Consider the following 14263-nt stretch of genomic DNA (forward strand, 5'->3'; position numbering starts at 1 on the left):
AACGGCTTGTTACCGACTAACGCCAATGAGCCAGTAAATGCCGCCAAAAGGACACGACAAGGCCGTTCGCCGTAGCATTCCCGGGCTCTCCAGCCTGCCACGCCCGGTGTATGGCCGTACCGAATCGCTGCCCAATCGCGCCCTGACCCGCCGCCATAGCCACCCGTGGGTGCAGTTGTCGTATGCAATCTCCGGAGTGCTGGAGATCCAGACCAGTGCCGGGCGCTTCGTGGCGCCGCCGCAACGGGCGGTCTGGATCCCGGCGGGTATGCCACATCGGGTGTTCAGCTCGCCGCACACCGAAATGCGCAGCCTGTACCTCGACTGCAGCGTGACCGCCTGGGCGGCGGAGCGCTGCCAGGTGCTGGCGGTGAGTGACCTGTTGCGCGAGTTGATCCGCCGCTTCAGCGAACTGCCGGTGGAATATGCCGAAGACGGCCCCGATGGGCGCCTGGCCCAAGTCCTGCTCGACCAACTCGCCGCCGCGCCACAGGTGGACCTGATGCTGCCGCTGCCGCTGGACAGCCGGTTGCGCCAGATCTATCGCAGCCTGAGCCTGCACCCGGAACAGGCGACCACGCTGGGGCAGTGGAGCCAGCGCCTGGGGGTCAGCGAAAAAACCCTGAGCCGGTTGTTTGTGAGCGATACCGGCCTGACCTATCGCGCCTGGCGCCAGCGGCTGAGGCTGCTCGGCGCCCTCCCCGACCTGGAACGCGGCGAGCGGGTGACGGACGTGGCGCTGGGGTGTGGGTATGAGTCGGTTTCGGCGTTTATCGCCGCGTTTCGACAACAGTTTGATACGACGCCCGGGGAGTTTTTTCGCTGACTGGATTGACCCGAGAGTTGGCCTCGCACAATCCCCTGTGGGAGCGGGCTTGCCCGCGATGATGGTGTGTCATTTGATAAATTCAGTGACTGAAGCACCGCTATCGCGGGCAAGCCCGCTCCCACATTTTCCACCGCCGATGGCCAGCCCTCAGTCAGCGCAACAAAGACGAACTCGCCCGCACCTGCAACTGCGGCGCCACCATGATCGACTCGCACGCCTCGCCCTCGATGCGCTTGAGCAGCAGCTCAACCGCATGCCGGCCCATGTCTGCCAGGGGCAGGCGCACGCTGGTCAGGGGCACCATCAGTTCATTGGCCAGTGGTATGTCGTTGAAGCCCACCACGGCAATGTCCTTGCCCGGCATCAGGCCCTTGTCACGTGCGGCCCCCATCAAGCCGATGGCCAGGAAGTCATTGACCGCGAAAAACGCCTGTGGCCTTGGGCTGAGCCCCAACAGGTACTCGCCCTGGTGGTGCCCGGTAAGGCTGTCAAAAGGACCATTGAGCGTCCATTCCGGGCGCAGCGTAATGCCTTGCTCCCGGTAATAACGGGTAAACCCGCGCGTGCGATCAGCCCCGGTGGAGGCATGCCGTTCGCCCGCCAGAATGGCCACATCGCGACAGCCCAACTGGTACAAGTGCTCGGCCGCCAGCCAGCCGCCACGTTCATCGTCGCTGCACGCCGCCAGATGCCCGGCAATCTGGCGACTGACCAGCACGTAGGGAATGTGCTTGCGCGTCAGCAGTTCCAGGAGCGGTTGGCTTTCGCCGACATGTGAGTCGCCGACGATCAGCCCGGCCACCGAGCGGCGCAAGGCATGTTCGGCACGGGCCATCTGGCGGGGTTGCTGGTCGTCGGTATTGGAGACGAAGGTCAGGTAGCCGGCCTGTTCGGCCGCACTGTCGATGCTGTCGTAAATGGTCGCCATCACCAGGTCGGTGAGGCGCGGCATCAGCACACAGATTTCCTGGCTTTTGCGCAGTTTCAGGCTAGATGCCTGCGTGTTCGGCCGATAATCCAGCTCTTTTGCCAACTCCCGGATACGCGCCACCACTTCGGCAGACGCCGCTCGCTCGACCCCGGCCGGGTCGCCGTTGAGTACCCGGGACACCGTGGAGACATGCACGCCAAGTGCGGTCGCCATGGACTTCAAGGTGGCTGGACGAGATGGGCTCGGCATGTCTGAGGGGCTTCCGACTGTCTGATATTTAGCGCGCAGATTCTACCCGAACGGGCGTACCGCAGCCGCAGATAAATCTTTACCCAAACGTTTGACTAAAATTTTTTCCCACCTTACATTTCGCCTACCCAAACGTTTGGGCAACCAATAAAAATACGCCGGACGCGGCCGACTTTTTGACTTCTGCCATCATTTTGAAGAGTCAGATCCCTATGAACAGCCCCGCTATCCCGTCCTTCCGCTACCAGATTTTCTTCCTGATCATGCTCATGGCCCTGCTCAACTACATCGACCGTGGCGCGATTGCCTATGCGTCGGCGAGCATTCTTCCCGAGTACGGTTTCGACAAAGCCGACTGGGGCAACGTCCTGGGCTACTTCGGTTACGGCTACATCCTTGGGGCATTGGTCGGCGGCATTCTGGCCGACCGCTTTGGTGCCAAGCGCATCTGGCTGATCGCCGGTGGCACTTGGTCGGTCTTCGAAATCGCCACGGCATTTGCCGGCGACTTCGGCCTGGCGTTTCTCGGCGGCTCGGCCATGGCCGGTTTCGCCACGATCCGCGTGATGTTCGGCTTTGCCGAAGGTCCGGCCTACTCGGTGATCAACAAGAGCGTGGCCAACTGGGCCACGCCCAAGGAGCGCGGTTTTGTGGTTGCGGTCGGCCTCTTGAGTACCCCATTGGGCGCATTGCTCACCGCGCCTGTGGCTGTGGGCCTGCAAAACCTGACCGGCAGCTGGCGCAGCATGTTCGTGGTGTTGGGTGTGGTCAGCCTGGCGCTGCTGGTGTTTTTCATGACGCGCTTCACCAACACCCCGGATGAAAACCCGCGCGTGTCCAAGGCCGAACTCGACTTCCTGCGCAAAGAGCGCGCCGAAGCCGCCAATGCGTCGACGCCCACTACCAGCGTTGCGCCGCTCTGGCACTTCTTCAAGAACAAGGACCTGCTGTTCAACGCCGTCGGTTACTTCTCGTTTGTGTACGTGACATTCCTGCTGCTGACCTGGACCCCCAAATACCTGCAGGACGAGTTCCACTACAACCTGTCGTCGCTGTGGTACATGGGCATGATCCCGTGGACCGGCGCCTGCTTCACCGTACTGCTGGGCGGCAAGATTTCGGACTTGCTGCTGCGCCGCACCGGCAACCTGAAAGTCGCCCGCAGCTGGCTGGCCGCGACCTGCCTGCTGCTGACAACCTTGTGTTTCATCATGGTTTCCCAAGCCCAGACCGTCTGGGGCGTGATTGCCCTGATGACGTTGGCCAATGCGCTTAATGCCCTGCCCAACTCCGTGTACTGGGCGGTGGTCATCGACACCGCGCCGTCCAATCGGGTGGGTGCCTACAGCGGCATGACGCACTTTATCGCCAACACCGCGTCGTTTATCGCCCCCATGCTGACCGGCTACCTGACCGTGCGTTACGGCTATTCATCGATGTTCGTGGCCGCCGCCGTGGCCACCGCGTTGGGCATGAGCGCAATGCTGATGGTGCGCGCGGGCGGGCGTCAGGTTGCCCCGTCCTCTCAACCCGCTGCTGTTTGATGGAGTTGCATTTATGAGCCTGGTGAAGCCTACCCACGCTGGATACTTTTTTGGTCAGTCGATCATCACGCTGGCCGCGCGCCTGCGTGCCGGCAGCGTGACCAGTGTCGAGTTGACGCAGGCCGCGCTGGACAGCATCGAACGCTTGAACCCGGCGTTGAATGCGTTCGTTCATGTTGATGCCCCCGTGGCTCTGGCCCAGGCCCGCAAGGCCGACGCGCTGTTTGCCCAAGGCCAGGACCTGGGCCCGCTGCAGGGCATGCCGATAGCGGTCAAAGACAACATCGACACGTTTGACTACATCACCACCTACGGTTCAGCGCATTTCGACCGTTTCAAACCCAGCCACGATGCGCTGTGCGTGCAACGCGTACGCGAGGCCGGGGCGGTGATTATCGGCAAGACCTTGACCCATGAGTTCGCCTATGGCCCGACTGGCGACCGCTCACTGCAAGGCGCGGCGCGCAACCCGTGGGATGCGCGCTGCATCACCGGCGGTTCCAGCGCCGGCAGTGCCGCGGCGGTGGCCAGCGGCATGGTGCCGCTGGCGCTGGGTACCGACACGGGCGGCTCGATCCGGATTCCGGCGGCCTTGTGCGGCACGGTCGGCTTCAAGCCCTCGTTTGCCAGCGTGCCGCTGGACGGGGTGTTCCCGCTCGCGTCCAGCCTCGACCACGTCGGCCCCATCGCCAACCACGTTGAAGATGCACGCCTGTTGTTCGAAGTGCTGGCAGGACGCGCTTGCCGGCCGGCGGCCACGCCTCGAGCGTTGCGCGTGGGCTGGATCACGTGCGCCAGCTTCGGCCCGGTGGATGCCGAGCTGCATCAGCAGGTCTACCAGGCGGCGCAACAGCTGTTTGGCGAAGCGCTGCAAGAGACTGACGCGCTGCAAAAAATCGCGGCAGGCATGAAGGACACCTTGCAGACCTTGCAACGTGCCGAAGCCTTTGCGGTACATGCCGAACGCATGCGCGATGCGCCGCACAAATTTGACCAGGAGGTACGCGAGCGCCTTGAGGTGTCGAGCGAGGTCAGAGGCTGGCAGTACATTCGCGCACAGGCCAGCCAGGCGCAGTACAAAGCGGCCATGGCGCGGTTGTTCGAAGACTATGACTTGCTGGTTTCACCCACTGTGCCGATTACCGCCACACAGGTGAACGCACGCCAAGTGCGCGTGGGCGAACAGGACATTGACGTACGCGCCGCCGTACTCAGCCATACCAGCGCCTGGAACCTCACCGGCCTGCCCTCGATCAGCCTGCCGGTGGGGCACGTGAGGGGCATGCCGGTGGGGTTGCAAGTGATAGGCGCGGCGGGCGCGGATGATCACTTGTTGCAGGTGATGAGCCAGCTGTTTGTGCCGATTTCAGGTGGTGACTGAACTACCGCTTTCGCGGGCAAGCCCGCTCCCACAGGGGGGCGCTGCAGAACGAAGGTGGGAGCTGGCTTGTGGCGAGCGGGCTTGTCGGAACGCCGCATCGCCCGCGCTGGGCTGCGAAGCAGCCCCAATAAGCCGAATGCGTTGTACCAGATACACCGCAGCGGCTGGTTTTAGGGCTGCTCCGCAGCCCAACGCGGGCAAGCCCGCTCGCCACAGGAGAGTTCGTCAGTTTCTGAAAGTTGTGTAGATACCTATGGCTTTCGCGGGCAAGCCCGCTCCCATCCATCACTCACGCGACGAAGCCAGAATCGCCTGCAACAACACATCCGCCCCGGCCGTGGACCAGTGCGGGTGGATCTCTTCCGCCTCGTTATGACTCAAGCCATCCACACAGGGTACAAAGATCATCGCCGTCGGCGCGACCTGGTTCAGGTAGCAGGCGTCATGCCCCGCGCCGGAAATCATCCGCCGATGGCTATAGCCCAGCACTTGGGCCGCGGTCTGCACCACGTCTACGCAATCCTTGTCGAAGGCAATCGGCGCGTACTGGAAGATCTGCTTGACGCTGGCCTGCAGGCCAATCCCCTCGGCAATCCGCGCCACGGCTTCGTGCAGTTGCTGGTCTTGCACGCCCAGCACCGTCTCATCGGGATGGCGGAACTCAACACTGAAAAACACCCGCCCCGGCACCACATTGCGCGAGTTGGGGAAGATGTTGGCCATGCCCACCGTCGCCCGCCCTTCGGCGCCTTGGGCCAGGCCGATCTGGTTGACCGCCTCCACCACCCGGGCAAAGCCCAGCAGTGCATCCAGGCGGTGATCCATTGGCGTGGTGCCGGCATGGGCGCTGCGGCCGCTCAGTTCGACTTCATACCAACGCTGGCCCTGGGCCCCCGTCACCACGCCGATGGTCAGGTCCTGGGCTTCAAGGATCGGGCCTTGCTCGATATGCAACTCATACGCCGCATGCACCGCCTGCCCTCCCACCGGATGCGGGCCGGCGTAGCCGATCTGTTGCAACGCCTGGCCGATGCTCACGCCGGCCTTGTCTTCGCGGGACAAACCGTATTCCAGGTCGAACACCCCGGCATATACCCCCGAAGAAATCATCGCCGGGGCAAAACGCGAGCCTTCTTCGTTGGTCCAGTTGACCACCTCGATCGGTCGATCGGTTTCGATGCCCAGGTCGTTCAAGGTGCGCAGCACTTCCAGGCCGGCCAGCACGCCGTAGATGCCATCGAACTTGCCGCCCGCTGGCTGCGAGTCGCCGTGGGAGCCGGTCAGCACCGGGGCCAGATGGTCGAGGCGGCCGGCGCGACGGGCGAAGATGTTGCCCATGGCGTCCACACGAATGCTGCACCCGGCCGCTGTGCACCAGACCACGAACAGGTCACGCCCGCGCCGGTCTTCGTCGGTCAGCGCCAGGCGCGAGACACCGCCCTTGGGCGTGCCGCCGATCTGCGCCATTTCCATCAGCGAGTCCCACAGGCGCTCACCGTTGACCCGCGCCAGGGCGCTCACGAGCGCGGCTCCTGGGGCTTGGCGTGGTAGCGGAAGTCACAGCTTGGCGCGCCGCCCATGATGGTCTGGGTGCGCGTCAATTCGATATTCGGGTTGTAGCCGACGATAAACAGCTCGTCGCGGTTGCACGACAACAGGTGGCCGATCTCGCCCAGGCCCATTTCGTGGTACATCTCGGCATAGCGGCAACGCTTGACGTCGTAGTCGTAGTGCTCGGCATCGCTGGCGATGATTTCGACTTTCAGCGCGTCGTCCTTTTCCCACAGCACTTGCAGCTCAACGAAGCTCTTGAGGTCGGCGCCCTGCTCTTCCTGGGCGGCAAAGTGCTTGCCGGCCTGGATCGCGGCGTTGCCCACCGCTTCGCCAATCACCGCGGCGGCAAAGGCCTTGCCCTGCTCGCGCACGAGGATTTCGTAGATCGGCTTGATGATCTCAGCCTCGATGCGCCGGCGGGCCAGGATGCCCAGTTCACCTTCAAGTTTGCTCATGGTGTGCCTCATTCAAAATGGCTGCGAAGATCCAATGTGGGTGCTGCCCAATGTGGGAGCTGTCTCGCCCGGCGAGGCTGCGATGCAGACACCACGGTGTCGCAGATACACCGCGGTGATCCCATCGCAGCCTCGCCGGGCGAGACAGCTCCTACATGAGCAGCGCCTACACTTAAATCCAGCGCGTTATTTTTTGCCGCCAGCCACGCTCACCGGTTGCCATTGATTGGCCTTGACCTGGTAAACGGTGAACGACGGGTTCTGCAGATTGCCCTGGGCATCGAATGCGATGGTCCCGGTCACGCCCGGATAGCTGATGGCGCGCAGTACCGGCAGGTACTTCTGCGGATCGGTGGAATTGGCCTGCTCGATGGCGGCGATCAGCACGCCCACACCGTCATAGGCGAAGGGTGCGTGCAGCTCGATGTTGCTCTTGAAGCGCGCCTTGTAGGCCTCTTCAAATGCTTTGCCGCCTGGCATCTGCGCCACGGCCAGGCCCGGTTCCAGGGCGATCACGCCCTCGCCTTCGTTCTGTGCCAGTTGCAGGAAGGTCTGGCTGACAAAGCCTCCGGCGCCCATCAATGGCGCCTTGATCCCCAACTGCTTGATGCGCCGGGCCAGCGGTGCAGCCTGGGAGTCGACGCCGCCAAAGAAGATCAGGTCCGGGTTTTGCCCACGGATGTTGGTCAGCACCGCACTGAAGTCGATGGTCTTGTCGTCCACGTATTCGCGCGCAACCACCTTGGCGCCACCGGCCTCGATGGATTTGACGAACTGGTCCGCCAGGCCCTGGCCGAACGCGGTGCGGTCGTCGATCACGGCGATGCGCTGCGCCTTGAGGGTCTTGAGTGCGTAGTCGCCGGCGACCTGGCCGCCGTCATCGTCGTGGCCCATGATCCGCAAGCTGGTGTCGAAACCTTGCTGGGTGTAGGCGTGGCCAGTGGCCACTGGTGCGACCTGGGCAATCCCGGCGTCATGGTAGACCCGCGCTGCCGGAATGCTGGTGCCGGTGTTCCAATGGCCGACCACGCCAACTACGCCTTCGTCCACCAGGCGCTGGGCCACGGTGACGGCGGTGCGTGGATCGGACTGGTCATCCTCGGAAACCAGCTTGAACGTCACGGCCTCGCCATTGATTTTCAGGTGCTTGGCGTTGGCCTGGTCAATGGCCAGTTGCGCGCCGTTTTCCAGGTCTTTGCCGATCCGCGCCGACGGACCGGTCAAGGGTCCGGCCAGGCCGATCAGTACCGTCTGGTCGGCCTGGGCCACGCCGCTCATGGCCAGGCTCAACAACAGTACGCGTTTGAAGGGGGCAGTCTTGTTCATGGTTTTTTCCTGTTTCTCAGCAGGCCCTCATGGCCTGTGGGGTTGACGAAACACGCCGGGCGTCCGGTGGCGTTTGTTAGGGGGTTATTCACCGAGGTAGGCACTGCGCACCTCGGGGTGGTCGAGCAATTGGTCACTGGCACCGCTGAGGCTGATACGCCCGGTGTCCATCACATAGGCGCGGTCAGTCACTTGCAGCGCAAGGCGCGCGTTCTGCTCCACCAGCAGCAGGGTCATGCCCTGGCGGCACACATCATCGATCACCTGGAACAGCTTTTCGACCATGATCGGCGCCAGGCCCATGGACGGCTCATCGAGCACCAGCAGGCGGGGCTTGGACAGCAGCGCACGGGCCAGGGCGAGCATCTGCTGCTCGCCACCGGAGAGCAAGCCGGCCGACTGCTGCAAGCGTTCTTCCAGGCGCGGAAAGTGTTCGAACAACTGGCGGATTTCCAGGTTGACTTGCTGTGGGTCGCGGCGCAGGAACGCGCCGGCCTGGAGGTTTTCCAGCACGCTCATGCGCGCAAAAATGCCACGCCCTTCCGGCACCATGGCGATGCCCAGGGTCAGGCGCTCATGGGGCGCCAGGTGGAGGATCGAGCGGCCAGCAAAGCGGATCTGCCCCGCAGCGGCCGGCAGCAACCCGGTCAGGGCCTTGAGGCTGGAGCTTTTGCCGGCGCCATTGGCGCCGATCAACGTGACCCGTTCGCCTTCATCTATATGCAGGTCCAGGGACTTGACCGCCTCGATGGCGCCGTAGCGCACCTTCAGGCCGGCAATCTGCAACAACGCTTCAGACATGCGCGCCGGCTCCCAGATAGGCCTGGATCACTTGCGGGTGGCGGCGCACTTCGGCAGGCGCGCCCACGGCGATCACGCGTCCGTAGTCCAGCACGCTGATGCGGTCACACACGCCCATCACCAGCTTCACGTCGTGTTCGATCAGCAACAGGGTGTGGCCGTCGTCGCGGATTTTTTCCAGCAGGCTGCGCAGTTGCACTTTCTCGCTGGCATTCATGCCGGCGGCCGGCTCGTCGAGGGCCAGCAGGCGCGGTTCGGTGGCCAGGGCACGGGCAATTTCCAGGCGCCGCTGGTGGCCGTAGGACAGGCTGTCGGCACGGTAGTGGGCAAACCCGGCCAGGCCGACATAGGCCAGCAGGCGATGGGCGTGGGCGCGGGTCTGCGCTTCTTCCTCGCGCCCGCGCGAATGCCCGCTCAAGGCCGCCCACACGCCGTTATGGGTGCGCACATGGCGCCCGACCATGACGTTTTCCAGGGCGCTCATGGCGTTGAACAGGCGGATATTCTGGAATGTGCGCGCGATGCCAGCGCGGGCCACCTGGTGTACCGCCGTGGGCTGGTACTCCTGGCCGTCGAGTTGAAAGCGCCCGGAGTCCGGGGTGTATAACCCCGTCATCACATTAAAGAAGGTGGTCTTGCCGGCGCCATTGGGCCCGATCAGGCCGTAGATTTCCCCGGCCTCGATACTCAAGCTCACGTCATCGAGCGCGGCCACGCCGCCAAACTGTTTATTGACCTTCTCGATCTGTAATAACGGATGGTTCAAGGTGCACCTCCTGTGCGGCTCGGCCAGAGGCCGGCGGGTCGATACAGCATCGCCAGAATCAGCGCCAGGCCGTAGAACAGCTGGCGGATAATTTCCGGGTCCACCAGCACTTGGCCAAACAGCGCCTGCTGCAAGGGGCCCATGCTGGCGCGCAACGCTTCGGGCAGGGCCGCGAGCAACACGCAGCCCAGAATCACCCCGGGGATATGCCCGATGCCGCCGAGCACCACCATGGCCAGCACGGCGATGGACTCATTGAGGGTGAAGGATTCGGGTGAAACAAAGCCTTGGAACGAGGCAAACAGCGCCCCACTGATACCGCCGAACGCCGCACCAATGGCAAATGCCAGCAGCTTCAGGCGCAAGGTATTGAGGCCCATGGCCTGGGCCGCCTCTTCGTCTTCGCGGATCGCCATCCACGCGCGGCCGATGCGCGAGCGCTCGAGGCGGATGCAGGCAAACAGGATCAGCACCACCAACGCGGCGAACAGGTAGTAATAGAGGTAGACCGAGGGCAAGCGCAGGCCGAACAGTTCCTGGGTGCGCCCCAGGTTGACCCCCAGCAGCGTCACCGGATCAACCTGGGCGATGCCTTTGGGGCCGTTGGTGAGGTTCACCGGGCGGTCCAGGTTACGCAGCAATATGCGGATGATCTCGCCAAAGCCCAGGGTGACGATGGCCAGGTAGTCGCCGCGCAAACGCAGGGTCGGCGCCCCAAGGATCACCCCGAACCCGGCCGCCAATAGCGCCGCCAGCGGCAGAATCAGCCAGATCGAGGTGTGCATGCCCTCTGGCATCAGCGCCAGCAAGGCCGGGAACTGTTGCATCAGATGGGGCGACGAGAGCAATGCCGCCAGGTAGGCGCCCACCGCGTAGAAGGCGATAAAGCCCATGTCCAGCAGGCCGGCATAACCCACCACGATGTTCAGGCCCAGGGCCAACATGATGTACAACAGGGCAAAGTCCAGGGTGCGCACCCAGGTATTGCCGCCGGCATGCCCGACAATCCATGGGGCCAACACCAGGGCCAGGGCGAACAGCACCAGGCCCAGGCTGGCACGTTTGCTCGAAGGGCTCACAGCGGTTGCCAGGCTCATGCGCGGGTCGCCAATCGTTCGCCCAACAGCCCTTGGGGACGGAACACCAGCACCGCGATCAACACGATAAAGGCGAACACATCCTGGTAGTTGCTGCCGAACACGCCGTTGGTGGCAGCCCCCAGGTAGCCGGTTCCCAAGGCTTCGATCAGCCCCAGCAGCAGGCCGCCGAGCATGGCGCCCTTGAGGTTGCCGATGCCGCCCAGCACTGCCGCGGTAAAGGCCTTGATGCCGGGCAGGAAGCCCATATAGAAATGCGCGCTGCCATAGTTGCTGGCCATCATGATGCCTGCCAGCGCGGCCAGGGCGCCGCCGATGGCGAAGGTCATGACGATGATGCGGTTGGGGTTGATGCCCATCAGGCTCGCCACTTGCGGGTTCTCGGCCACGGCGCGCATGGCCCGGCCAAAGCGCGTGCGCTCGACCAGCAGCAACAGCCCGACCATCAGGCTCAGCGCCACGCCAATGGTGGTCAGCGCGGTGGCATTGGTCACGGCGGCATGGGTGGCATCGCCGGCCAGCACTTCGATGGGTTCCAGGGGCAGCAATTGCGGGAACATCTGTGGGTTGCGGGTCCAGACCAGCATGGCGACGGTCTGCAACAACAGCGACACGCCGATACCACTGATCAACGGCGCCAGGCGCGGGGCGTTGCGCAAGCGCCGATAGGCGACACGCTCGATCACCACCGCCAGCACCGCACAAAAGGCCATGGCAATCATCGCCGCTGCCAGCAGCAACAGCACCGGCGGCATCTGCGGGAAGGCCGCCTGCAGCACACGGATCACCGACAGGCCCACCAGCGCGCCAATCATCAACACATCGCCGTGGGCAAAGTTAATGATCCGCAAAATGCCGTAGACCATGGTGTAACCCAAGGCCACTAGCGCGTAGAGACTGCCCGACAGCAAGCCGTTGAGCAGTTGCTGGATAAACGCATCCATGAGAACCATCAACTCCATACACAAAAACGTCGGTGCCAGGGCGCACCGACTGAAAGCCCGAGCGCGGAACACTAGTTATTTATTCTGTTTTTATCAAATATCTGAAAGGAATATGTTTATGCCAAATAAAAAACGCCCTATTTACGGCGTTTTTTCCAGGCCAAAGCCGCTTTATTTATCTTTTTACTTAGTATTTAATTCAACACATGAATAATTTAGAACAGTTGGCCAACGACCCACCTTTACGTGCCGTGCGCACCTTCGAGGCTTTTGCCCGCCATGGGGGCGTGAATGCCGCCGCGCGCGAACTAGGGGTGTCGCCCTCGGCGGTCAGTCATCAACTGCACTTGCTGGAGAGCTTCCTACAACAGCCGCTGACGATGCGCCAAGGCCGCAACCTGGGCCTGACCGAAGAAGGTCGCGAGTACTACCGGGCGATTCGCTCGGCATTCGCGGTACTGCGCAGCGCCACCGAGCACGTGCGGGAAAAGAGCGCGACGCGCCAGGTCACCATCAGCCTGATCCCGATGTTCGCCACCAACCTGTTCATCCCGAGCCTGCCGCAGTTTTTAAGCGCCAACCCGGCGCTGGACATCAACATCACCTACGCCAACCACCGCAGCTACCCCAGCGATGCTGCCGACCTGTCGATCCGTTTCGGTACCGGGCACTGGCCGGGGTATCACAGCGAGCCGCTGATCAGCGGCGCGGTCACGCCGTTTTGCAGCCGCGAATTCCTGCAGCGCCACGGGCCTATCGCCACACCGCAGGCGCTCAGCGAACTGCCGCTGCTGCACGACGAAGAACGCGGCACCTGGGGGCAATGGTTCGATGTCGCCGAGGCCAGTCACAGCAACACGCACAATGGTCTGTTGCTGGAGGACGGCCAGTTGACCCTGGTCGCCACCCTCACCGGCCTCGGCTGCTCGCTGCTGCGTGCGCCGTTGGTGGCGCCGCTGGTGGCCCGGGGTGAATTGGTGCAACTGTTCGACTTGCCGGTGGATGACGGACGCCAGTACTACCTGTGCCGCCGGGCCAGCAGCGAACTGTCGAGCGAGGGCAATAACCTGTATGACTGGATCAAGGAGCGGCTGGGCCAGAGCTCCCTGTAGGAGCCGGCAAGCCAGCTCCTACAGATGAGGTATGATGCCGCGCTTTGAAAAACCAGCTGCAGACCTGCGAGGAAATACACCTTGAGTAACGACGCAAAAATGACCGGCGACCTGTTCGAAGTGGACAAGCGCCTGTCGCTCAAGCCCGTGGTGGACTTCAATAGCTACCTGCAGGCTGCCTTTGGCGATGGCCCTTGCACCTGCGTGCGCTGCGTTGCCAGCGCAGGTGACGAGAAAGGTTACGAATATCAGCACAGCTTCAACTTCCTGGGCCAGATTACCCACCGCCGCTTTGCGTTGACCGCTGGCAGCGATGTGTTGCAGATGCTGAAAAAGGCCTGGCTGTCCTATACCAAGACCGACCTGCCGGGCAGTGGCGACTTGGCGCTGGAGACGGTCAAGGAGTTTGTCGAGCCGCAGTTGCACAAGCGTTTGCTGCCGTTGCTGCTGGCCAGCGGGTTGGTCAAGGATGTCGAAGGTGGCTTGCAGCTTCAGGCTGTGGCGGCCTGATAGACAACCGGATCATTACGGCGAACGCATAACCCTGTGGGAGCGGGCTTGCCCGCGATGGCGGTGGGTCAGCCAAGACAGGTGCTGACTGATCTACCGTAATCGCGGGCAAGCCCGCTCCCACACAAGCCGGCGTCTACAGGTCTGGAGGAAGGTGCTGCACGCCTTGCAGCGGCAGTTCATAGGACTTCTTCACGGTGCGCACCACCAACGTCGACGAATAGGTGCGGATCGGGATATCCCGGTAAGTATCAAGAAACCGATAGATGTATTCGGTGTACTCCGTGGCATCGCGAAACTTGGCCACCATCACAAAATCAAACTCCCCGGTCATCAGGTAGCAGTCCTGAATCTCCGGGTGGTTGGCCAGGATGTGCTGCATCTTGCGATCAATGTCGTTGCTGTCTTTATCAAGCTTGATCAAAAAGAACGCCGTGACCTGGATCCCCAGCTTTTTTTCATCCAGCACTGCGACTTTGGCCTTGATGATGCCCACGCTCTCCAGGCGCCGGATGCGCCGGTAACAACTGGTCGAGGACAGCCCCACGCTGTCGCTGAGCAGGTCCAGGCTCTGGGTGCAGTCCTTCTGCAACTTGCCGAGAATTTTCAAATCCATGGCGTCTGTCATTATTTCCACTTCTTCCTTGAGAAAACTGCAATGAATCCGCCGTAAAGGCCGGCCAATTTGCACAAATCACTGCACAGTGGCCCGTTACTATCAAATCCAGCTTAGCAGCCCCGGAAAATCCAGCATTGGGGCCGCA

The 14263-nt window shown here is 62.7% G+C and carries 14 protein-coding genes; 5 read left to right on the forward strand and 9 right to left on the reverse strand.

Annotation, left to right across the window (positions count from 1 at the left end):
• Positions 1 to 37: 37 nt before the first annotated feature.
• Complete coding sequence (locus HKK57_RS26065) at positions 38 to 826, forward strand: AraC family transcriptional regulator (RefSeq protein ID WP_029292952.1); 789 nt, start codon at positions 38 to 40, stop codon at positions 824 to 826.
• Positions 827 to 980: 154 nt separating this feature from the next.
• On the opposite strand, the gene HKK57_RS26070 is transcribed toward HKK57_RS26065, so the two are convergent.
• Positions 981 to 2009, reverse strand: coding sequence for a LacI family DNA-binding transcriptional regulator (locus HKK57_RS26070; protein WP_169391111.1), 1029 nt, complete (start codon positions 2007 to 2009; stop codon positions 981 to 983).
• Between the two features lie 212 nt (positions 2010 to 2221).
• Here HKK57_RS26070 and HKK57_RS26075 point away from each other — a divergent pair, with 212 nt between their 5' ends.
• Together HKK57_RS26075 and HKK57_RS26080 are read left to right on the forward strand one after the other, a co-directional pair.
• Complete coding sequence (locus HKK57_RS26075) at positions 2222 to 3553, forward strand: MFS transporter (RefSeq protein ID WP_169391112.1); 1332 nt, start codon at positions 2222 to 2224, stop codon at positions 3551 to 3553.
• 13 nt (positions 3554 to 3566) lie between these two features.
• Positions 3567 to 4934, forward strand: a complete 1368-nt coding sequence (locus HKK57_RS26080; RefSeq protein ID WP_029292959.1) for an amidase — start codon at positions 3567 to 3569, stop codon at positions 4932 to 4934.
• A 285-nt stretch (positions 4935 to 5219) separates the two neighbouring features.
• Here the strand turns inward: HKK57_RS26080 and HKK57_RS26085 are convergent, their stop codons facing one another.
• The 7 genes from HKK57_RS26085 to HKK57_RS26115 all read right to left on the reverse strand — a co-directional run bounded on the left by HKK57_RS26085 (position 5220) and on the right by HKK57_RS26115 (position 11877).
• Positions 5220 to 6455: a Zn-dependent hydrolase gene (locus HKK57_RS26085; RefSeq protein WP_169391113.1), complete on the reverse strand. Its 1236-nt coding sequence runs from the start codon at positions 6453 to 6455 to the stop codon at positions 5220 to 5222.
• Positions 6452 to 6943, reverse strand: a complete 492-nt coding sequence (locus HKK57_RS26090; protein WP_029292963.1) for an L-2-amino-thiazoline-4-carboxylic acid hydrolase — start codon at positions 6941 to 6943, stop codon at positions 6452 to 6454. Before HKK57_RS26090 ends, HKK57_RS26085 begins: the two co-directional genes overlap by 4 nt.
• Positions 6944 to 7129: 186 nt before the next feature.
• Complete coding sequence (locus HKK57_RS26095; protein WP_029292965.1) at positions 7130 to 8269, reverse strand: branched-chain amino acid ABC transporter substrate-binding protein; 1140 nt, start codon at positions 8267 to 8269, stop codon at positions 7130 to 7132.
• An 84-nt stretch (positions 8270 to 8353) separates the two neighbouring features.
• The gene (locus HKK57_RS26100; protein ID WP_169391114.1) at positions 8354 to 9070 is read right to left on the reverse strand and encodes an ABC transporter ATP-binding protein; all 717 of its coding nucleotides are present in this window, start codon (positions 9068 to 9070) and stop codon (positions 8354 to 8356) included.
• Positions 9063 to 9836 carry an ABC transporter ATP-binding protein gene (locus HKK57_RS26105; protein ID WP_029292970.1) on the reverse strand — a complete coding sequence of 258 codons (774 nt, stop codon included), beginning with the start codon at positions 9834 to 9836 and terminating at the stop codon, positions 9063 to 9065. Before HKK57_RS26105 ends, HKK57_RS26100 begins: the two co-directional genes overlap by 8 nt.
• Positions 9833 to 10933 (reverse strand): ABC transporter permease subunit, encoded by a 1101-nt coding sequence (locus HKK57_RS26110; RefSeq protein WP_169391115.1) that lies wholly within the window; start codon positions 10931 to 10933, stop codon positions 9833 to 9835. The genes HKK57_RS26105 and HKK57_RS26110 overlap by 4 nt, the downstream gene beginning before the upstream one ends.
• Positions 10930 to 11877: a branched-chain amino acid ABC transporter permease gene (locus HKK57_RS26115; protein WP_029292973.1), complete on the reverse strand. Its 948-nt coding sequence runs from the start codon at positions 11875 to 11877 to the stop codon at positions 10930 to 10932. Before HKK57_RS26115 ends, HKK57_RS26110 begins: the two co-directional genes overlap by 4 nt.
• A gap of 206 nt (positions 11878 to 12083) precedes the next feature.
• Between HKK57_RS26115 and HKK57_RS26120 the strand changes: the two genes are divergently transcribed.
• Positions 12084 to 12989 (forward strand): LysR substrate-binding domain-containing protein, encoded by a 906-nt coding sequence (locus HKK57_RS26120; RefSeq protein WP_070995923.1) that lies wholly within the window; start codon positions 12084 to 12086, stop codon positions 12987 to 12989.
• An 81-nt stretch (positions 12990 to 13070) separates the two neighbouring features.
• Complete coding sequence (locus tag HKK57_RS26125; protein ID WP_154907372.1) at positions 13071 to 13499, forward strand: hypothetical protein; 429 nt, start codon at positions 13071 to 13073, stop codon at positions 13497 to 13499.
• Between the two features lie 136 nt (positions 13500 to 13635).
• Here HKK57_RS26125 and HKK57_RS26130 read toward each other — a convergent pair whose 3' ends face one another.
• Entirely contained in the window at positions 13636 to 14115 is a 480-nt protein-coding gene (locus HKK57_RS26130; RefSeq protein ID WP_029292979.1) for an Lrp/AsnC family transcriptional regulator, read from the reverse strand.
• Positions 14116 to 14263 lie beyond the last annotated feature (148 nt).

It is taken from the genome of Pseudomonas sp. ADAK21, assembly GCF_012935735.1.
Taxonomy (GTDB): Bacteria; Pseudomonadota; Gammaproteobacteria; order Pseudomonadales; family Pseudomonadaceae; genus Aquipseudomonas; species Aquipseudomonas proteolytica.